We start from the raw sequence: 17,251 nt of genomic DNA, 5'->3' as shown, positions 1-17,251 counted from the left end.
CCCGTTGCGAGAATTAAGCTCAGCGAATCACCCGACGCGCTCAGGAAACCGCGAACGCGCCCGCCACCGTCGCAAAGTTGCGGTAAATCTGCAGCCCCTTCGCCTGGCTCTTTTCCGGGTGAAACTGGGTGGCAAAACAGTTGCCGCGGGCAATCGCCGCCGTGAACGGGCCGGCATAGTCCGCCTGCGCGAGCACCAGGCTCGAATCCGCCGGCACGCAGTGGAAGCTGTGCACGAAGTAGAACGATTCACCTTCCTCGGCCAAATCGACTCGCAGCGGGGACTCGGGCTGCGTGAACCGCACGGTGTTCCAACCCATGTGCGGCACCTTGAACTCCGGCGGCAGACGGAAGCGCTTCACTTCGCCCGGGAAGACCCCGAGGCCCTCGATGCCGCCTTCCTCCGAACGTTCAAAGAGTGCCTGCATGCCCAGGCACACACCGAGGAACGGACGGTCGGCCGCGATCCACTCCCGCACGGCATCGGCCAAACCGGTCGCGCGCAGGGAGGCTACGCAGTCCCGCAAAGCACCGACGCCCGGCAGGACCAGGCCCGTGGCGTTGGCGGCAGCGAGTTCGGCCGGGGTGCGGATCACCTGTGGCGCAGCGCCCACCGCCTCGAGGGCCTTGGTGACACTGCGCAGGTTGCAGATACCGTTGTCGACGACAGCGATCATGGTCGGATTCCAATCGCTGAGCGTTTAGATCAGGCCCTTGGTCGACGGCAGGCTGTCGGCCGCGCGCGGATCAATCGACGTCGCAATATCGAGCGCGCGGGCGAGGCCCTTGAAGATGGCTTCGGCGACGTGGTGCGGTTCTTCGCCGTAAATCAGCTGCACATGCAGGTTGGCGCCCAGCGCGTTGCTGAAGGCGCGGCAAAATTCCTTCACCAGCACGATGTTGAAGTCGCGCACAAACATGGTGGGCGCCTCCGCACTGTAAACGAGGTGCGGGCGGCCGCCGATGTCGACGACCACGCGAGCCAGCGATTCGTCCATTGGCAGCAGGAAAAAGCCGTAGCGCCGGATGCCTTTCTTGTCCCCCAGCGCCTGCTTGAGCGCGTCGCCGAGCACCAGGCCGACGTCCTCCACCGTGTGGTGATAATCGACGTCCACATCGCCGTCGCAGCGGATCTTCAAATCGAAGAGGCCGTGCTTTGCGAACAGCGTGAGCATGTGGTCGAAAAACGGCACGCCGGTGGCCACCTCGGCCACGCCGGTGCCATCGACGGCGAAGGTGAGCTCGATGTCGGTTTCCGCGGTTTTGCGCGATACGGTTACGGTGCGTTGGTCAGCCATGCTTGAATTGCTTCATCGACGGCGAGCATCTCGTCGTCGGTGCCGACGCTGATTCGCAGGAAGGATGCGGTCAAGGCGTGGCTCGGGAAGGCGCGGACGAGGATTTTGCGCGTCTGCAGGAACTTAAAAAGCGACGCCGCGACTTCGGGTCCGGCTTCGCCGGCACCGTTGCGCGGCTCGACAAAAAGGAAATTGGTCGCCGACCGGTAGATGAACCAATCGCGCTCCGCCCACTCCATCGCCCAGTGGTCACGCGTGCGTTTGATCTTACCGATGATGGCGGCGTAATAAGAAGCGTCGGCCAGCGCCGCCGCCGCCGCGACCTGGGAGAGGCGGTTGACGTTGTAACTGTCCCGCACGCGATCGAGCAGCCCGATCGTCTCCGCCGCGGCGAGGGCGTAACCCACGCGCAGGCCGGCGAGCGCGTGCGCTTTGGAGAGCGTGCGCACGACGACGAGGTTGGGATACTCAGCGAGAAGCGACACCGCATTCTCCTCCGCAAACGGCGCATAGGCTTCATCGACCACCAGCATGCCGGGGAAGGCATCGAGCACCTCGCGCAATTCCGCGTTGCTAAAGCCGACGCCGGTCGGCGCGTTGGGTGAAGTGAGGAAGAAGGCTTTTGCTCCGGACTGGGCGAGGCGAGCGACCGGAAGGCGCATGCTGCGGTCAAACTCGATCACCTCGTTGCCGCCGTCCTGGATCGCGATCAGCACCGGGTAGAGGGAGTAGCTCGGCAGCGTGAAACCCGTCGACTCCCCGGCCCCGCCAAAGACGCGCACGAGAAGGTTGAGAATGTCATCGGACCCGTTGCCCACGATGACCTGCTCTGGCGCGACGCCGTGCAGTTTCGCGATCTGGGCCCGCAACGGCGCACTGGTCGGACTCGGGTAGAGGCGCAGCTTCGCGCCGCCATCGCTCAGTTCCGCCGCGATCGCCTCGGCCACGCGGGGGCTCGGCGGGTAGGGGCACTCATTGGTGTTGAGCTTGATCCAGCCCGCCTCGGTCGGCTGCAGGCCCGGCGTGTAGGCATGCAAAGCCGGCACGTGTGGTCGGGCGAGTTCGGAAGGCGTGGACATGGTGGCGAAAGGAGATACGGCGCAGGCGCGGCCTCGCTCAAGGTGTGGCCCTACTCGACGCGCATGGTCGCACTGCGACCGTGGGCGTCGAGCTGCTCCATCTTGGCAAAGGCGGCAACCACCTTGGCGCCGGCGGCGATCGACTGCTCGTCGTAACGGATGATGCTGGTGCGGCGCAGGAAATCGGCCACTCGAAGACCGCTGAAGAAACGTCCGGCACGACCCGTCGGCAGCACGTGACTCGGACCGGCGGTGAAGTCACCCAGCGCCGTCGCGGTGAGGTTGCCGATCATCATGGCGCCGGCGGTCGTGATCGTCCGCTCAAGCTTCTTGGCGGTCGCGGGCTTGACCAACAACTCAAGGTGTTCCGGCGCGACGTAGTTGGCGACCTCTGTCATCGCTTCGGGCGAGTCCGCGACAACGGTCAGGAAACCGGCATCGAGCACCCGCTCGGCTTTGACATTGCGGCCGAGCGACGGGAGCTGGGCCTGCACTGCGGCGTGAATGGCATCCGCGATCGCACGGGTCTTGGTCACAAGGTAGATCTTCTCGCGACCGGAACCATGTTCGGCCTGCGCCAGCAGATCGGCGGCCGCGAAGTCGACGCGCGCCGATTCGTCGGCGATGACCATGACCTCGCTGGGGCCCGGGAGACTATCGACGCCCACGGTGCCAAAAACCTGACGCTTGGCTTCGCAGGTGTAGGCGTTGCCGGGCCCATAAACTTTGTCGACCGCGGGAATCGTTTTGGTGCCGTAGGCCATGGCCCCAATCGCATGCACGCCGCCAATGCGATACACCTCGTCGACGCCGATCAGGTGCAGCGCAGCCAGCAGTCCGTCGGCCACCTTCCCTTTGGCGTTGGAGGGGGTGAACACTGCGATCTCGGGACATCCCGCGATCTTCGCGAGGCTTGCGGTCATGAGCACGGTCGACACGAGCGGCACTTCACCACCCGGGACATAGAGGCCGACACGGCGAATCGGATGATGACGCTCCCCCACCTCGGCGCCCTGCGCGTTGGTGCTGGTCCAATTCTGCGGCAGGCCCTGCTGGTTGTAGGCCCGGATGTTGGCGAGCGCCGCCTTCATCGCCTTCAGCTGGTCGGCGGGCAGGCGTTTGACGGCAGCGGCAAGTTGCGCCGGGCGCACGCGGAATTGACTCGGCTTGAGCGAGGCACCGTCGAAGCGATGCGCGTAGTCGGCCACAGCGGCGTCACCGCGTTCCCGCACATCGGCAAGGATCGCGGCCACGCTGTCTACGATCTCCGGCGGCACGACCGCACCGGCGCAAAAGGCGGCGAGGTCGCGACGAGCGGACTTGGAGGCAAAGTTGATCAGGCGCACGGTTGGAAGGAAACCGGTCAGCGTTAGCGCCGACGGCCACGACGGGCCAGCCGGAAAAAGCTCGAGCCGAAATCAGTTGGTCTTCGGCGCAACGGACGGCACGCGGAAGAGGTCGGCCGAAAACGTCTCGTTGATCGTCACTTTGTCGAAGACCACGCGAACCTGTGAACTGCCGCCGTCGGCCCGGCGGGAGATGGTGACCACCTCACCGGGAAAACGAATCCCTTGCACCATGGTCTCGCCCTCTTCGCGAATGATCGCGCCGTTGTCGGTTTCGCTCACGATGAGCTCGCCGGTCGCCGGATCGAAGAAGCGGTGGAAAACGATGCCGTAACCGTGGTCGAAGGAGAGCTGGTGCAGCTGCTGGCCGTCGCGCTCCACGAGTCCGCCGTCGGTCACTTTGCCGCCCTGCTTTTCCAAACCCGCAAAGAAGGCGAGGTTTTCCCAGGTATTGGCGCGGAGGCGACGAACCTGCGGGGTGTCGAGCAGGGACATGCGCCACTGCGAGGGGTTGGCCGGATTCTCCACCTTTTGCCAGGCTTCGTAGGTATCAAGTGCGGTCACTTCGGACTTTTCGTCCGTGCTGATGGCGATGCGTTGGTAGAAGGGTTTCGCGAAGATGATCTCAATCTCCGCGCGGTCGGTCTGCGGCTCTCCTTCGGCCGGTGTGACGGTGGACTCCAGCTGACCGTGGTAGTGCACCGATTTGACGCTGTTGAGAGCGGCATCACCGCCCAGATAGGCACGGGCCTTGGCAATCACCGCCGCAGAATCGGCCAAGGCTGGCAGGGCGGTGAGGGCAAGCAGGAGGGGAAGACGACGAAGGGAGTTCATGGTGCGCGAACGAGACAGGACGTTAGGGGAGCGCCGAAGATCAGTGATCGACGGCGGGATTGCAAGTGACGGGAAGCACCGTGGCGGCGCTCACTCCCATTCGATGGTCGCGGGCGGCTTCGAACTGATGTCCAACACCACGCGGGAGACCTCGCGCACCTCGTTGGTGATGCGGTTGGAAATGCGTTGGAGCAGATCGTAAGGCAGGCGCGACCAGTCGGCGGTCATGGCATCGATGCTTTCCACGACGCGGACCGCGATCACCCACGAATAGTTCCGTTCGTCGCCAATGACGCCGACCGACTTCACCGGCAGGAAGACGCAGAACGACTGCCAGGTTTTCCAGTAAAGTTCGGTCCGCTTCATCTCCTCGATGAGAATGGCATCCGATTCGCGGAGCACTTCGAGTTTGTCCTTCGTGATGGCGCCGAGCACGCGAACTCCAAGACCCGGACCCGGGAAGGGTTGACGCCACACCACCTCGCGCGGCAGGCCGAGCGCAGCGCCGACGGCGCGGACCTCGTCCTTGAAGAGTTCGCGCAGCGGCTCGAGCAACTTGAGTTTCATGCGCTCCGGCAAACCGCCGACGTTGTGATGGCTCTTGATCAGAGCCGCCGGGTTGTTGCCGATGGCGACCGACTCGATGACGTCCGGATAGAGCGTGCCCTGCGCCAGGTAGTCGGCGTGACCGATCGACTTGAGCGACTTCTCGAAAACCTCGACGAAGGTGCGGCCGATGATCTTGCGCTTCTGCTCGGGCTCCTCGACGCCCTTCAGGCGGCGCAGAAAGAGCTTCGAAGCGTCAACCACGCGCAGATCGATGTGGAAGTGGTCGCCATAGAGCTTTTCCACCGCCTCGCGCTCGCCCTTGCGCAGCAGACCGTTGTCGACGAAGACACAGGTGAGCTGCTTGCCGATGGCCTTGTGTATCAGCGCGGCCGCTACAGAGGAGTCAACCCCACCGGAGAGGCCGAGAATGACCCGGGACTTGCCAACGGTTTTCCGGATCTCCTTCACGGAATGCTTGATGTAATCCTTGGTGGTCCAGTCCTGGGCCGCACCACAGACATTCACGAGGTAGTTGCGGATGACGTCCACGCCGCGCTCGGTGTGGAAAACCTCCGGGTGAAACTGGATGCCGTAGAAGTCGCGCTTGCGGTCTTCAATGACGGCAAACGGCGAGTTGTCCGTCGTGCCGATGGGGGCGAAACCGGGGGGTAATTCGGTGACCTTGTCGCCGTGGGAATTCCAGACCCGCAGTTTGCGCGGCAGCTTGCGGAAGAGGCGGCCGGGTTTGGTGATGGTGAGGGTGCCGTGGCCAAACTCACGCTCTTTGCTCTTGGCCACTTTGCCGCCGAGCATCTTGCCCATGAGTTGCAGACCGTAACAGATGCCGAGCACCGGCACGCCCATTTCAAAAACGGCTTTGTCGGGAATCGGCGCATCCTTGGCGAAAACGCTGTTGGGGCCGCCGGACAGGATGATGCCGATGACACCGTCCTTCTTCAGCTCCTCAGCTGAGGTCGTGTAGTGGTAGATCTTGGAGTAGACCTCGCACTCACGAATGCGACGCGCAATGACCTGCGTGTATTGGGAACCGAAATCGAGGACGGCAATCGTCTGAGCCATGGGGGAGCAAAAGCACCCGTTATGCCGGAATCAAGAGGCGAAGCACCGTGAACGGGTTTTCGTGCCTTCGTCTAGAACCGAAGACGGCCGTTTTCATGGCCGCAACGCGGGCAGACCGCGGCGTCCACCCTACCCCGGGTCGAATACACCTCGTCGCAGCGCACGCAGTGAAAGATCGTCTTGCGCTTCTCTGCCTCAAAACGAGCGTGATCCCGCCGATCATAATAGATCCACAAACCGAGAAAAAACGCCGCGAGCCCGAGACAGTAGACGACAGCGGCGGTGGTGAGATCGATCATGAGTCGACGAGCGTGTGCACGCAGAGGGCACCGGGACAAAGCAAAACGCCGTTCCGCGCAAGCGGAACGGCGTCGAAAGATTCGGAGCGAGTCGGACGCTTAGTCCTTCTTCTCTTCTTCGGTAGCCGGAGCCTCGGCGGCCTCAGCCTCGGCGGCGGGCGCCTCTTCGGCCGCCGGAGCAGCCTCTTCCACCGCGGCCGGAGCCGGAGCGGCTTCCTGCTTCGCCTTGGCGGCCTTCTTCTTCGGCTTCTTGTAACCCGGATCGTCGGCCTTCACGAATTCGATGAGGGCCATCTCGGCCGCGTCGCCGATACGGGCGCCGAGCTTGTAGATGCGGGTGTAGCCGCCCGGACGATTGAGGAACTCCGAGACCTTGTCGTCGAAGAGCAGGTTGATCGCGGCGGTGTCGCGCACATCGCGGAGAGCGAGACGGCGCAGGTGCAACTTATCCTTCTGCTCGGTCTTGGCGTGAGCCTTCTTGGCCTTGGTGACGACCTTCTCAATGAAGGGACGCAGGGCCTTGGCCTTGGTCAGGGTCGTCTTAATCCGACCATGGGTGATCAGGGAGACGGACATGTTGGACAACATGGCCGCGCGGTGCTCGCGGGTAACGCCGAGGGACTGGCGATGAATTTTGTGACGCATTGTGGTGTGGTTTGGTGGTGGGTGATCTCCGATCGGCTACCGGGCTGCAGCGTTGAGCGGCACGGCGGCGCGAAGACCAAGGGATTTTCGATTCTGGATTCTCGAATTTCGATTCGGATTCTCGACCGCCGCAGCAATCGAAAATCCGAATTCAAAAATCCAAAAGACCTTAGATTTCCTTCTTCGAATCGAGAAGACGCTCGTCGAACTTCATGCCGAGCGAAAGACCGAGGGCCTCGAGCTTCTCCTTGATTTCGTTGAGCGACTTCTTGCCGAAGTTGCGATACTTGAGCATCTCCTGCTCGGTCTTCATGGCGAGTTCGCCGACCGTGGTGATGTTCGCGTTGTTCAAGCAATTGGCCGCGCGGACGGAGAGCTCGATCTCGTTGACCGACATGTTGAGGAGTTTGCGGAGCTTGTTCTGCTCCTCGCTGACCTCGGACTGCTGGTTGTCGAATTCGTAGGCCTCTTCCGACACACGGTCGAACACGTCGAGGTGGTGCTTGAGGATGGAGCCGGCCTGCTTCAGGGCATCGTCCGGGGAAATGCGACCATCGGTCCAGATCTCGAGGATGAGCTTGTCGTAGTCCGTGATCTGACCCACGCGGGTGTTCTCCACGGCATACTTGACGAGCTTGACCGGCGAGAAGAGCGAATCGATCGGGATGACACCGATGGCCTGTTCTTCCTTTTTGTTGAGCTCGCCCGGGCAATAACCGCGACCGGTCTTGACGGTGATTTCGGCCTCAAAGGTCTGGGCCTTGTCGATGGTGCAGATGACCTGTTCCGGATTGACGATGGTGATGTTGGCGTCGGCCTGGATGTCGGCGGCGGTCACAGGACCTTCACGATCCACCTTGATGGACAGCACGACCTCGTCGCGGTTGGCGGTCGAGACGATCAACACCTTCTTGAGGTTGAGCACGATGTCGGTGACGTCCTCGACGATGCCGTCGACGCTCTGGAACTCGTGGTTGACACCCTCAATCTTGATCGAGGCGATGGCGGCACCCTCGATGGAGCTGAGGAGCACGCGGCGGAGGGAGTTGCCGATCGTATGGCCATAACCGGCCTCGAAAGGCTCGGCGATGAACTTGCCGTAGGTGGCGGTGGAGCCTTCCTCCACCTTCGTGAGCTTGTTGGGGAGTTCGAACTTACCGAGGCGTTTTGGCATGATATTGATGGAGAAGTTTTAAAACAAAGAGTGAGGTTTAGGCGGAGCGGCTGGATTTCTTCAATACCAACCTGCTCCCCCAACCAAGCGGGCAGCGCCGATCAGAAGCGCGAGTAGAACTCAACGATGAGCTGCTCGTTGATGTCCTGGGTCATTTCTTCACGGGTCGGCAGGCGATTGACGACACCGGTGTAGGTCTCGGGGTTGAGCGTGAGCCAGCCCGGGACGTTGCGAGCGCGGGTCTCTTCCAGATTGCGGGTGGCGATCTGGCGGGAGGTCGGCGTGTCCTTGATCATCACCTCATCGCCGGCGACGACGGTGTAGGAGGAGATGTCGACCTTGCGACCGTTGACGCGCACGTGGCCGTGGTTGACCAGCTGACGGGCGGCGGCACGGGTCTTGGCGAAGCCGAGCGAGTAGACGGTGCTGTCGAGGCGGGTTTCGAGGAGCTGCAGGAAGCGCTCACCGGTAACGCCCTTCTCGCGCTTGGCCTTCTCAAAGGTGCGGCGGAACTGGCGCTCGAGGAGGCCGTAGACGTAACGCAGCTTCTGCTTCTCATCGAGGCCGATCGCGTATTCCGACTTTTTGCGGCGGAGACGGGGACCGTGCTGGCCGGGCGGGTAGGAACGCTTCTCGTAGGCCTTGGTGGCGCCAAACAGCGGCTGGCCGAAGCGGCGGCTGAGGCGGGTGGTGGGTCCGATGTAACGAGCCATGGGATGTTATCCTTATTTATTGAAATGGATTGAGTTGCGCGGTGCTCGCTTAGACGCGGCGACGCTTGCGGGGGCGGCAGCCGTTGTGCGGGACCGGGGTGACGTCGATGATGGAGGTCACCTCGAGGCCGATCGCCTGGATGGCGCGCACGGCGGAATCACGACCGAGGCCGGGACCGGACACTTTGATCACGACGTCCTTGAGACCGTGAGCCATGGCGGCGCGGGCGGCGTCCTGGGCGACGATCTGGGCGGCGTAGGCAGTGGACTTGCGGGAACCGCGGAAGTTGCACTTGCCGGCGCTGGACCAGGAGATCACGGCGCCCTTCGGATCGGTGATCGAAACGATGGTGTTGTTGAAGGAAGCGAGGACGGAAACGACACCGGAGGTGATGTTCTTCGAGCCCTTGGCCTTGCGGATTTTGACCGCGCCCAACTCTTCCTTGAGGAGGTCTTCAGCGGTGGGCTGCTTCGGCACGCCACCGACGAGCTCGACCTTCTTTTCAGCGGGAGCCTCGGCAGCACCTTCCGGCGCGGCACCCTCGGGAGCGGCGGCGGCGGGCTTGGTTTCGTTTTCGGGTTGGGATTTCTCTTCGGCCATGACGGTGAGGGAAAAGGATTATTTCTTGGTGACACCGACCGTGCGACGCGGGCCCTTGCGGGTGCGGCTGTTGGTCTTGGTGCGTTGACCGCGAACCGGGAGGCTGCGGCGATGACGGAGACCACGGTAGCAACCGATGGCCTGGAGACGCTTGAGGTTACCGGTGATCTCACGGCGCAGATCGCCTTCGACGACCCACTTGTGCTCGGTGATCACATTGAGGATCTGATTGAGCTGTTCCTCATTCAGATCGTTGGCGCGCATGTCCGGATCGAGTCCGGTTTCCTGCACGATCAGGTCGGCCCGCTGAGGACCGATACCGTAAATGTAGCGAAGGGCGTAGGAGAGCTTCTTCTTCGCGGGAATGTCGACGCCAAGGAGACGAGGCATGATGGAAGGAGTTGGGTGTTGGAGGGAAGTTTAGTGTGTGAGAAAAGGCAGGGCGGCTCAGGCCAGGAGGGCGTGAACCGTCGGAGACGAATCAAGGTTCGGGATTGTGAGGATCTCAGGGCCTTGTTCGGTGGTGAGCACCGTGTGTTCGAAGTGAGCGGAGTCGGAATTATCGACGGTGGAAATCGTCCAGCCGTCGCGCAGGGTCTTGGTGCGCCAGTTGCCGACGTTGACCATCGGCTCGATGGCGAGGGTCATGCCGGGACGGATGACCTCACCTTTGCCGCGGCGGCCAAAGTTCGGAATCTGGGGTTCCTCGTGCATCGAGACCCCCACCCCGTGGCCAACCATGTCGCGCACGACACTGAAGCCGTTGCGCTCAACGTGGTTTTGCACCGCAAAGGAGATGTCGCCGATCCGATTGCCGACCGTGGCTTGGGCAATGCCGAGCCGGAGGGCTTCTTCGGTGACGCGTAGCAGTTTCTGGCGCTGCTTGGAGATGGCTCCAACCGGCACGGTGATGGCGTTGTCGCCAATGTAGCCCTGGTATTCCACCACCACGTCGAGCGCGATGATGTCACCGTCGGCCAACACCCGTTTCATGCTGCCGATGCCGTGAACAACTTCGTCGTTCACCGACAGGCAGGTGTAAGCAGGAAATCGGCGCGAGCCGATCTGGTAGCCGTAACAGGCACTGCGAGCGCCGAGCTTCGTCATGAGCTCACGGCCAATTTGGTCCAAGTCGTAGGTGGTGATCCCGGGCGCGACATGCTCTTTTAAGGTGTAGAGCACCGTCGCGGCAATCGCACTCGCCTCACGCATCTTTTCGATGGCAGGTCCATTTTTGATCGGAATAGCCATCAGGCGGCGAGGAGTTGGGTGGCATCGATCAGGTCGATGCCTTGGGTGCGATAATGCTCGACGAGTTCGGAAGCCGAGTGCGCATCCCAAGCACAAGCTGTGAGGGATGAACCGCGAGTCTCGAGCCACTCGTCGAATACTTTTGCTTGGAGCAACGTAGCCGGGAAGTCCGTGAGGACGAAGCCCGCATCGGGTTTGCGCGCCCAGAACCACCGACGCATGACGCCGAGCAGTTTGGTCTCGGGAAGGGGTTGCCCCTTTTCCCGGGCACGCTCAGCAGCTTGGCCGATGGGCGTGCGACGCGAAATCTCCTGCTGAATCAGTTCAGCAGCAGAGACGTGCTCGAAATTCAAAGAACGGGATCGTTCGGCCAGGGCCGGTGACGATGAACCAAGGACAAGGACCTTGGCCTTGGCGGGCATTCCGCCAAGCGAAAGGGGGCAGAACGTGGAGACCGCCGACGCCAAAGTAAAGTGCTATTTTTAGCCGCCGAACTGACGCCAAAGCCAGATGGCGAGACCGAGACCGAGCAGGGTGCACATGATCGTGACCAGCTTGGTCACCGCCTCGGCGCTGGCAGCATCACTCGTTGCACCAGCGCGGGTTTGACCGGCGGAGCGAGCGCGCACCCTCCCCTTCTTCAGGAAGCCGTCGTAGTGACGCTGAAGGAGGAAGGTTTCGATCTGACGCATCGTGTCGAGCACGACGCCCACGGTGATGAGCATGCCGGTGCCACCAAAGAAGATGGCAATGCGCTGCGGGACGTTGAGCTCGAAGAGGAGCACGTCCGGCAACACGGCGATAATGGTTAGGAAGATCGCGCCGGCGAGAGTCAGACGCGTCATGATGAAGTCGAGGAACTTGGCCGTCGGCTCACCGGGACGCACGCCCGGGATGTAACCACCGTATTTCTTCAGGTCGTCCGCGATCTGGATCGGCTTGAACATCACCGATACCCAGAAGTAGCTGAAGAAAAGGATGAGGAAACCGAAGCCGGCGTAGTAAACCCAGTGACCGCGCAACAGGTTGTTGGCGAACTCCACCAGGAAATCCCAGCCCACCGCGGCGCCCAGCTGCGACATGATCTGCTGCGGGAACATCAGAATGGCGCTGGCGAAGATCACCGGCATGACGCCGGAATAGTTCACCTTGAGCGGCATGAAGGAGCTCTGCCCGCCCATCACCTTGTTGCCGACCACGCGCTTGGCGTATTGGACCGGGATCTTCCGCTGCCCCTGCACGACCATGACAATACCCATGGTGACGGCGATAAAGAGACCGAACATGATCAGCCCCTGCGGCAGGCCCAGCGTCTGCACCCCAACCGGAGCGAAGAAGAGCTGATAGGTGGCCTGCGCGGCGCCCGGGATATCCGCCAAGATACCGACCGTGATCAAGAGCGACACACCGTTACCGATGCCGCGCTGGGTGATCTGCTCACCGAGCCACATCAGCAGCATGGTGCCGGCCGTCATGATGATCACCGAGGTAATGAGGAACCATACCTTGCTCACGATCACGATATCACCGTAGGCGTTGATGTCGTAACCAGAAAAGAGACGGGCAGGATTCTCCAGCGCGAGAATGAGCAGGGTGCCCTGCACCAGACAGATCAAGACCGTCGCATAGCGCGTGTATTGGGTCAGCTTCTGACGCCCCACATCGCCTTCCTGTTGGAGGCGGCTGAGCGCCGGAACCACCGCCGTCATGAGCTGGAAGATAATCGAGGCACTGATGTAGGGCATGATGCCCAGAGCGCCGATCGCCCCTTGCACGAGCGCACCACCCGTGAACATGTTGTAGAGTCCAACGAGCGCCCCACCACCTGCGGCCGTTTGATCGGCGAAGAACGCCTTGAGCGGCGCCGGATCGAGACCGGGCAGCGGCACGACGGCCGCCACGCGAGCGATGAACAGCAACGACAACGTATAGAAGATACGCTGGCGGAGCTCAGGAATCTTCAGCGAGTTCGTAAAGGCAGAGAGCACGGGGGATTTTTGAAATTTTCGATTTTGGATTCCCGATTTTCGATTCCCTCTTCCAACCCGTTTGCCGCTCACGCGGCCCGGTCGGAGATCGAGAATCGAAAATCAAAAATTCGGCGGAGCTTACTCCGCCACGATGGCTTCACCGCCGGCCGCTTCGATCTTGGCCTTGGCGGCAGCGGAGAACTTGCTCGCAGTGATCTTGAGCGCGCGGCTGATTTCGCCGTCGGCCAAAACCTTCACGTAAGTCTCACCAGCGCGGATGATGCCAGCCTTGGCGAGCACCTCAGCGTTGACCTCGGTGACGGAGTCGTCGAGGCGAGCGAGGTCGCCGACGTTCAGGACGGCCGGCTCGGTGCGGAAGTTGAATTGGTTGAAGCCGCGGTGCGGGAGACGACGGTAGAGGGGCATTTGGCCACCTTCAAAACCGATGCGGATGCCGCCGCCGGAGCGAGCCGTCTGGCCCTTACCGCCGCGACCGGAGGTCTTACCGTGGCCGCCGCCTTCGCCGCAGCCGACCCGTTTCCTGCGGTGCACAGCACCTTTAACGTTCTTCAGTTCGTGGAGTTTCATATCAGTTTCCTCAATGGACGCCCCGGCAGGCGTTCGCGCCGGCCGGGACTCGGATTAGTGGTTTGGAAGAGATCGGAAAAACGACGGATCAGGCGTCCGCACTCGCCTCGATGGGCGCGCGGAGGGCCTTGATGGTGTCGCGATTGCGGAGCTGCTTGAGCGCGTCGAAGGTGGCGTTGACCACGGCCTGGTGGTTGTTGGAACCGAGGGACTTGGTCAGCACGTTGTGGACGCCAGCGGCCTCGAGGACGGCGCGCACACCGCCACCGGCGATGAGGCCCGTGCCGGGGGTGGCCGGACGGATGAGAACCTTGCCACCGTCGGCGATGCCAAAGGCCTCGTGCGGGATGGTGTCGTTCTTGATCTCGACCTTGGTCATACGCTTGCGGGCGCCTTCGGTGCCCTTGCGAATGGCCTCGGGGACCTCGTTGGCTTTGCCGAGGGAAACGCCGACCTGGCCCTTGCCGTCGCCGACCACCACGAGGGCGGAGAAGCTGAAACGGCGACCACCTTTGACGACCTTGGCGCAGCGGTTGATGAAAACGACCTTCTCGAAAAGCTCGGGACCGTCGTCTTGGGACGGGGCGTTGTCGCGACCACCGCGACGACCGTCACGACGGGGACCACCCGGACCGCGGTTATGGCCACCGGGGCCACGACCGCCACCGGGACCACGATTCTGGCCGGCGGGAGAGTTGTTGGAAGGATTGGCGGAAGGAGTGCTCATGGCCATGTCGTGCTTAGAATTTCAGACCGCCTTCGCGGGCGGCGTCGGCGAACACCTTGACCTTGCCGTGGTAGCGGGCGCCGTTGCGGTCGAAGACCACATCGGAGAGACCGGCGGCGCTCGCCTTGGCGGCGAAGGCCTTGGCGAGGGCCTCGGCTCCGGCAACGTTGGCGGAGAGGTTCTGCTTGCGCAGCTCGGCGTCGAGGCTGGACAGGTAGACCAAGGTCTTGCCGGCTTCGTCGTCGATGGCCTGGGCGTAGATGTGCTTGGAGGTGAATTTGACGGAAAGGCGCGGACGCTCGGCGGTGCCGGTCACTTTCTTGCGAATGCGCCATTTGCGCTTCTGGAGAAGCTTGGCTTTTTGAATCGTTTTCATGGGTGCGGTTACCTTTCTGGGCGTTAGGCGACGGTCTTGCCTTCCTTACGGCGGACGCGCTCGTCGGAGTATTTGACGCCCTTGCCCTTGTAGGGCTCGGCCGGGTAGTAGGAGCGGATGTTGGCGGCGACTTCGCCGACCAGCTGCTTGTCAACGCCCTCGACCTTGACCTTGGTCTGATCGGTGACGGTCACCTTGATGCCATCCGGCACCGGGTAGAGAATCGGGTGGGAGTAGCCCAACGCGAGGTCGAGCGTGCTGCCCTTGAGGACGGCTTTGAAACCGACGCCGGAGATCTCGAGATCCTTCACGAAGCCCTCGGTCACGCCCTGCACCATGCCGGCAATGATCGAGCGAGCCGTGCCATACATGGCATTGGCGAAGCGCGAGCTGTCGGCCGGGGACACCTTGATCTCGTTGTCTTCGACAGCGATCTTGGCGGCGGCGTTGAAGGTCTTGGCGAGTTTACCCTTGGGGCCCTCGACGGAGACGGTTTGGCCGGACACGTCGACTTTGACTTTGTCCGGGATGGAAACGGGTTGTTTGCCGATGCGGCTCATGGTCGTGGGCTCCTATTACCAGATGTTGCAGAGGAGCTCGCCACCGGCCTTGTTGCGGCGGCAGTCCTGGTCCTTCATGAGACCTTGGGAGGTGGAGAGAATGCTGATGCCGAGGCCGTTCAGAACACGGGGAATCTCGGTGTAACGATAGTAGAGGCGGCGGCCCGGGGTGGACACGCGCTTGAGGCCGGTGAGGGCCGGGGTGCCACCGACATACTTCATCTTGACGATGAGGGTCTTGTGGCCGCGGGCATCGGTGCCCTCCTCGGCGTCTTGGATGAAGCCTTCGGCCTTGAGGATGCCGGCGAGGCTGGCCTTGAGCTTGGAGTGCGGAACGACGCACTCCTCAAGCTGGGCGCGGCTGGCATTGCGCAGGCGCGTCAGGAAATCTGCAATGGGATCAGTCATTTGGGTGGATGTTTATTTTTAGCTCGGCCGGTGGGTCATATCCGGGCCCCGCGGTGTGCGGGACGAACCCCCATCGGCTGAAAGGATTTACCAGGAAGACTTGATGACGCCCGGGATCTTGCCGGCGAGGGCGAGTTCACGGAACTGGATACGGGAGACACCAAACTTGCGGATGTAGGCACGCGGGCGGCCGCTGAGGGAGCAGCGGTTCTTGACGCGAACCGGGGAGGAATTGCGCGGAAGCTTTTGCAGCTTCTTTTGCGCGGCGAAGAAGTCCTCGTCGGAAGTTTCCGGATTGAGGAGAGCGGCCTTCAACTCAGCGCGCTTGGCGGCGTATTTGGCAGCCAGCTTCTGGCGCTTGAGGTTGCGGTGAATGGCAGAGGTCTTCGGCATGGCGAAAAAAGGCTTAGGCGGCTTGGGCGGTTTCGGCGGCGCGACGGAAGGGCATGCCGAGCAGCTTGAGCAGCTCGCGACCTTCGTCGTCATTTTGGGCGGTGGTCACGATGGTGATGTCGAAACCGATGGTGCGCTTCACGTTCTCGACGGAGATTTCCGGGAAGATGGAGAAGTCGGCGATGCCGAGCGTGTAGTTGCCCTGGCCGTCGAGGCGGCTCGGCACCCCGCGGAAGTCGCGGATGGTCGGGAGGGCCACCACCATGAGACGGTAGAGGAAGTCCCACATGGCGTCGCCGCGGAGGGTGACGTGCGCGCCGATCACTTGGCCCTGACGGAGCTTGAAGTTGGCGACCGACTTGCGGGCCTTGGCGGTGACGGGCTTCTGACCGGCGATGAGGCCGAGGTCGCGGAGGATGTCCGCGATCTGATTCTTATCGAGGTCGGTGCCGAAACCGGAGTTGATCGAGACCTTCACCAGGCCGGGGACCTGATGCGGGTTGTCATAACCGCGGCTCTCTTTGAGAGCGGGAACGACCGTGTCTTTGTAGTGGGCCTTGAGGGCGGGATTGTAGGAAGAGCTCATGGGAAATGTCGCTGGATTACCGACCCAGCGGCGGCAATTGAGTTAATTGCGGGAAAAAGAGGACGAGTAACGCAGTCGCCGCGCCGCTTTGGCAAGGGCTATCTTGCCGGGTGGCGCGGTCGCGGGAATCAGGCTTCGGCCGAGGCAACGGCGCGCTTCTTGGAGGCGTCGTAGCGGCTCTTGAGCATGAGGTTGGACACGTGCACGGAGCCTTCGCGTTCGATGATGGCGCCGTTCGGGTTTTCCTCGGACTTGCGCGTGTGGCGCTTGACCATGGCGACACCCTCGACGCGGGCACGCTGCTTGGCCGGGAGGAGTTCGAGCACCTTGCCGGTCTTGCCCTTGTGGGCGCCGGCGATGACGACGACGTCGTCGCCGCGTTTGATGTGGAATTTCTGCATGTTAGAGGACCTCCGGAGCGAGCGAGATGATCTTCATGAAGTTCTTCGCGCGCAGTTCACGGGCGACGGGGCCGAAGATGCGGGTGCCCTTCGGGTTGCCGTCGGCGTTGATGATAACAATGGCGTTGGAGTCGAAGCGAAGGTAGCTGCCGTCGGCGCGACGGATCGGCGCCTTGGTGCGAACGACGACGGCCTTGGCGACCTCGCCCTTCTTCACCGAAGCGTCGGTGGAGCTATCCTTGATGTTGACGGTGATGATGTCACCGACGGCGGCGACGTTGCGGCCTGCTCCTTTTTTGGAGATCATGTGGGCCTTGCGCGCGCCGGTGTTGTCGGCGATGTCGAGAACGGAACGGAGTTGGATCATGGTGTGC

Annotated in this window: 24 protein-coding genes; all 24 read right to left on the bottom strand. The window is 62.3% G+C overall.

Annotated features, from left to right (window positions below):
• Window positions 1-40 precede the first annotated feature (40 nt).
• A complete protein-coding gene (gene hisH / locus AC0MRV_RS04590) occupies window positions 41-676 on the bottom strand; it encodes an imidazole glycerol phosphate synthase subunit HisH (RefSeq protein WP_472763253.1) in 636 nt (211 codons plus the stop codon).
• A 24-nt stretch (window positions 677-700) separates the two neighbouring features.
• On the bottom strand, window positions 701-1,297 hold the full coding sequence (hisB, locus tag AC0MRV_RS04585) for an imidazoleglycerol-phosphate dehydratase HisB (RefSeq protein ID WP_472763252.1): 597 nt from the start codon (window positions 1,295-1,297) through the stop codon (window positions 701-703).
• The gene (gene hisC / locus AC0MRV_RS04580) at window positions 1,276-2,376 is read right to left on the bottom strand and encodes a histidinol-phosphate transaminase (protein ID WP_472763251.1); all 1,101 of its coding nucleotides are present in this window, start codon (window positions 2,374-2,376) and stop codon (window positions 1,276-1,278) included. Before hisC ends, hisB begins: the two co-directional genes overlap by 22 nt.
• Before the next feature lie 50 nt (window positions 2,377-2,426).
• Window positions 2,427-3,722 (bottom strand): histidinol dehydrogenase, encoded by a 1,296-nt coding sequence (gene hisD / locus AC0MRV_RS04575; RefSeq protein ID WP_472763250.1) that lies wholly within the window; start codon window positions 3,720-3,722, stop codon window positions 2,427-2,429.
• A gap of 72 nt (window positions 3,723-3,794) precedes the next feature.
• On the bottom strand, window positions 3,795-4,556 hold the full coding sequence (locus tag AC0MRV_RS04570) for a hypothetical protein (protein WP_472763249.1): 762 nt from the start codon (window positions 4,554-4,556) through the stop codon (window positions 3,795-3,797).
• Between the two features lie 90 nt (window positions 4,557-4,646).
• Window positions 4,647-6,185 carry a glutamine-hydrolyzing GMP synthase gene (gene guaA / locus AC0MRV_RS04565; protein ID WP_472763248.1) on the bottom strand — a complete coding sequence of 513 codons (1,539 nt, stop codon included), beginning with the start codon at window positions 6,183-6,185 and terminating at the stop codon, window positions 4,647-4,649.
• A 71-nt stretch (window positions 6,186-6,256) separates the two neighbouring features.
• Complete coding sequence (locus AC0MRV_RS04560) at window positions 6,257-6,484, bottom strand: hypothetical protein (RefSeq protein ID WP_472763247.1); 228 nt, start codon at window positions 6,482-6,484, stop codon at window positions 6,257-6,259.
• A gap of 99 nt (window positions 6,485-6,583) precedes the next feature.
• A complete protein-coding gene (gene rplQ / locus AC0MRV_RS04555; RefSeq protein ID WP_472763246.1) occupies window positions 6,584-7,129 on the bottom strand; it encodes a 50S ribosomal protein L17 in 546 nt (181 codons plus the stop codon).
• 169 nt (window positions 7,130-7,298) lie between these two features.
• Window positions 7,299-8,303 (bottom strand): DNA-directed RNA polymerase subunit alpha, encoded by a 1,005-nt coding sequence (locus AC0MRV_RS04550; RefSeq protein ID WP_472763245.1) that lies wholly within the window; start codon window positions 8,301-8,303, stop codon window positions 7,299-7,301.
• Between the two features lie 101 nt (window positions 8,304-8,404).
• On the bottom strand, window positions 8,405-9,016 hold the full coding sequence (rpsD, locus tag AC0MRV_RS04545; protein ID WP_472763244.1) for a 30S ribosomal protein S4: 612 nt from the start codon (window positions 9,014-9,016) through the stop codon (window positions 8,405-8,407).
• A gap of 49 nt (window positions 9,017-9,065) precedes the next feature.
• The gene (gene rpsK, locus AC0MRV_RS04540; RefSeq protein ID WP_472763930.1) at window positions 9,066-9,452 is read right to left on the bottom strand and encodes a 30S ribosomal protein S11; all 387 of its coding nucleotides are present in this window, start codon (window positions 9,450-9,452) and stop codon (window positions 9,066-9,068) included.
• A 183-nt stretch (window positions 9,453-9,635) separates the two neighbouring features.
• Window positions 9,636-10,007 (bottom strand): 30S ribosomal protein S13, encoded by a 372-nt coding sequence (gene rpsM / locus AC0MRV_RS04535; protein ID WP_472763243.1) that lies wholly within the window; start codon window positions 10,005-10,007, stop codon window positions 9,636-9,638.
• Between the two features lie 57 nt (window positions 10,008-10,064).
• On the bottom strand, window positions 10,065-10,868 hold the full coding sequence (map, locus tag AC0MRV_RS04530; RefSeq protein ID WP_472763242.1) for a type I methionyl aminopeptidase: 804 nt from the start codon (window positions 10,866-10,868) through the stop codon (window positions 10,065-10,067).
• Complete coding sequence (locus tag AC0MRV_RS04525; protein ID WP_472763241.1) at window positions 10,868-11,290, bottom strand: nucleoside monophosphate kinase; 423 nt, start codon at window positions 11,288-11,290, stop codon at window positions 10,868-10,870. The genes map and AC0MRV_RS04525 overlap by 1 nt, the downstream gene beginning before the upstream one ends.
• A 60-nt stretch (window positions 11,291-11,350) precedes the next feature.
• Complete coding sequence (gene secY / locus AC0MRV_RS04520; RefSeq protein ID WP_472763240.1) at window positions 11,351-12,856, bottom strand: preprotein translocase subunit SecY; 1,506 nt, start codon at window positions 12,854-12,856, stop codon at window positions 11,351-11,353.
• A 120-nt stretch (window positions 12,857-12,976) separates the two neighbouring features.
• A complete protein-coding gene (gene rplO / locus AC0MRV_RS04515) occupies window positions 12,977-13,426 on the bottom strand; it encodes a 50S ribosomal protein L15 (RefSeq protein WP_472763239.1) in 450 nt (149 codons plus the stop codon).
• A gap of 88 nt (window positions 13,427-13,514) precedes the next feature.
• Window positions 13,515-14,153 carry a 30S ribosomal protein S5 gene (gene rpsE / locus AC0MRV_RS04510; protein ID WP_472763238.1) on the bottom strand — a complete coding sequence of 213 codons (639 nt, stop codon included), beginning with the start codon at window positions 14,151-14,153 and terminating at the stop codon, window positions 13,515-13,517.
• 13 nt (window positions 14,154-14,166) lie between these two features.
• Complete coding sequence (gene rplR, locus AC0MRV_RS04505) at window positions 14,167-14,529, bottom strand: 50S ribosomal protein L18 (protein WP_472763237.1); 363 nt, start codon at window positions 14,527-14,529, stop codon at window positions 14,167-14,169.
• Window positions 14,530-14,552: 23 nt separating this feature from the next.
• On the bottom strand, window positions 14,553-15,089 hold the full coding sequence (rplF, locus tag AC0MRV_RS04500) for a 50S ribosomal protein L6 (RefSeq protein ID WP_472763236.1): 537 nt from the start codon (window positions 15,087-15,089) through the stop codon (window positions 14,553-14,555).
• A 15-nt stretch (window positions 15,090-15,104) separates the two neighbouring features.
• Window positions 15,105-15,497 carry a 30S ribosomal protein S8 gene (gene rpsH / locus AC0MRV_RS04495; RefSeq protein WP_472763235.1) on the bottom strand — a complete coding sequence of 131 codons (393 nt, stop codon included), beginning with the start codon at window positions 15,495-15,497 and terminating at the stop codon, window positions 15,105-15,107.
• 87 nt (window positions 15,498-15,584) lie between these two features.
• Window positions 15,585-15,890 (bottom strand): 30S ribosomal protein S14, encoded by a 306-nt coding sequence (rpsN, locus tag AC0MRV_RS04490; RefSeq protein ID WP_472763234.1) that lies wholly within the window; start codon window positions 15,888-15,890, stop codon window positions 15,585-15,587.
• Between the two features lie 13 nt (window positions 15,891-15,903).
• The gene (gene rplE, locus AC0MRV_RS04485) at window positions 15,904-16,476 is read right to left on the bottom strand and encodes a 50S ribosomal protein L5 (protein WP_472763233.1); all 573 of its coding nucleotides are present in this window, start codon (window positions 16,474-16,476) and stop codon (window positions 15,904-15,906) included.
• Between the two features lie 128 nt (window positions 16,477-16,604).
• Complete coding sequence (gene rplX / locus AC0MRV_RS04480; protein ID WP_472763232.1) at window positions 16,605-16,877, bottom strand: 50S ribosomal protein L24; 273 nt, start codon at window positions 16,875-16,877, stop codon at window positions 16,605-16,607.
• Between the two features lies 1 nt (window position 16,878).
• Window positions 16,879-17,244: a 50S ribosomal protein L14 gene (gene rplN / locus AC0MRV_RS04475; protein WP_472763231.1), complete on the bottom strand. Its 366-nt coding sequence runs from the start codon at window positions 17,242-17,244 to the stop codon at window positions 16,879-16,881.
• Window positions 17,245-17,251 lie beyond the last annotated feature (7 nt).

Origin of the sequence: Actomonas spartinae (genome assembly GCF_051209155.1) — a bacterium.
Lineage (GTDB): Bacteria > Verrucomicrobiota > Verrucomicrobiia > Opitutales > Opitutaceae > Actomonas.
The sequence above is the reverse complement of the archived record's forward strand: the minus strand, read 5'-3'. Positions and strand labels throughout refer to the sequence as shown.

What these genes read in the sequence shown, in the direction of transcription:
- rplN (WP_472763231.1), bottom strand. Translation starts at nt 17,244, where the DNA reads ATGATCCAACTCCGTTCCGTTCTCGACATCGCCGACAACACCGGCGCG.
- rplE (WP_472763233.1), bottom strand. Translation starts at nt 16,476, where the DNA reads ATGAGCTCTTCCTACAATCCCGCCCTCAAGGCCCACTACAAAGACACG.
- hisH (WP_472763253.1), bottom strand. Translation starts at nt 676, where the DNA reads ATGATCGCTGTCGTCGACAACGGTATCTGCAACCTGCGCAGTGTCACC.
- rpsD (WP_472763244.1), bottom strand. Translation starts at nt 9,016, where the DNA reads ATGGCTCGTTACATCGGACCCACCACCCGCCTCAGCCGCCGCTTCGGC.
- AC0MRV_RS04550 (WP_472763245.1), bottom strand. Translation starts at nt 8,303, where the DNA reads ATGCCAAAACGCCTCGGTAAGTTCGAACTCCCCAACAAGCTCACGAAG.
- guaA (WP_472763248.1), bottom strand. Translation starts at nt 6,185, where the DNA reads ATGGCTCAGACGATTGCCGTCCTCGATTTCGGTTCCCAATACACGCAG.
- rplX (WP_472763232.1), bottom strand. Translation starts at nt 16,877, where the DNA reads ATGCAGAAATTCCACATCAAACGCGGCGACGACGTCGTCGTCATCGCC.
- rpsH (WP_472763235.1), bottom strand. Translation starts at nt 15,497, where the DNA reads ATGACTGATCCCATTGCAGATTTCCTGACGCGCCTGCGCAATGCCAGC.
- rplF (WP_472763236.1), bottom strand. Translation starts at nt 15,089, where the DNA reads ATGAGCCGCATCGGCAAACAACCCGTTTCCATCCCGGACAAAGTCAAA.
- rplQ (WP_472763246.1), bottom strand. Translation starts at nt 7,129, where the DNA reads ATGCGTCACAAAATTCATCGCCAGTCCCTCGGCGTTACCCGCGAGCAC.
- rpsN (WP_472763234.1), bottom strand. Translation starts at nt 15,890, where the DNA reads ATGCCGAAGACCTCTGCCATTCACCGCAACCTCAAGCGCCAGAAGCTG.
- rplR (WP_472763237.1), bottom strand. Translation starts at nt 14,529, where the DNA reads ATGAAAACGATTCAAAAAGCCAAGCTTCTCCAGAAGCGCAAATGGCGC.
- hisB (WP_472763252.1), bottom strand. Translation starts at nt 1,297, where the DNA reads ATGGCTGACCAACGCACCGTAACCGTATCGCGCAAAACCGCGGAAACC.
- AC0MRV_RS04525 (WP_472763241.1), bottom strand. Translation starts at nt 11,290, where the DNA reads ATGCCCGCCAAGGCCAAGGTCCTTGTCCTTGGTTCATCGTCACCGGCC.
- rpsM (WP_472763243.1), bottom strand. Translation starts at nt 10,007, where the DNA reads ATGCCTCGTCTCCTTGGCGTCGACATTCCCGCGAAGAAGAAGCTCTCC.
- AC0MRV_RS04570 (WP_472763249.1), bottom strand. Translation starts at nt 4,556, where the DNA reads ATGAACTCCCTTCGTCGTCTTCCCCTCCTGCTTGCCCTCACCGCCCTG.
- rplO (WP_472763239.1), bottom strand. Translation starts at nt 13,426, where the DNA reads ATGAAACTCCACGAACTGAAGAACGTTAAAGGTGCTGTGCACCGCAGG.
- map (WP_472763242.1), bottom strand. Translation starts at nt 10,868, where the DNA reads ATGGCTATTCCGATCAAAAATGGACCTGCCATCGAAAAGATGCGTGAG.
- hisC (WP_472763251.1), bottom strand. Translation starts at nt 2,376, where the DNA reads ATGTCCACGCCTTCCGAACTCGCCCGACCACACGTGCCGGCTTTGCAT.
- rpsE (WP_472763238.1), bottom strand. Translation starts at nt 14,153, where the DNA reads ATGAGCACTCCTTCCGCCAATCCTTCCAACAACTCTCCCGCCGGCCAG.
- AC0MRV_RS04560 (WP_472763247.1), bottom strand. Translation starts at nt 6,484, where the DNA reads ATGATCGATCTCACCACCGCCGCTGTCGTCTACTGTCTCGGGCTCGCG.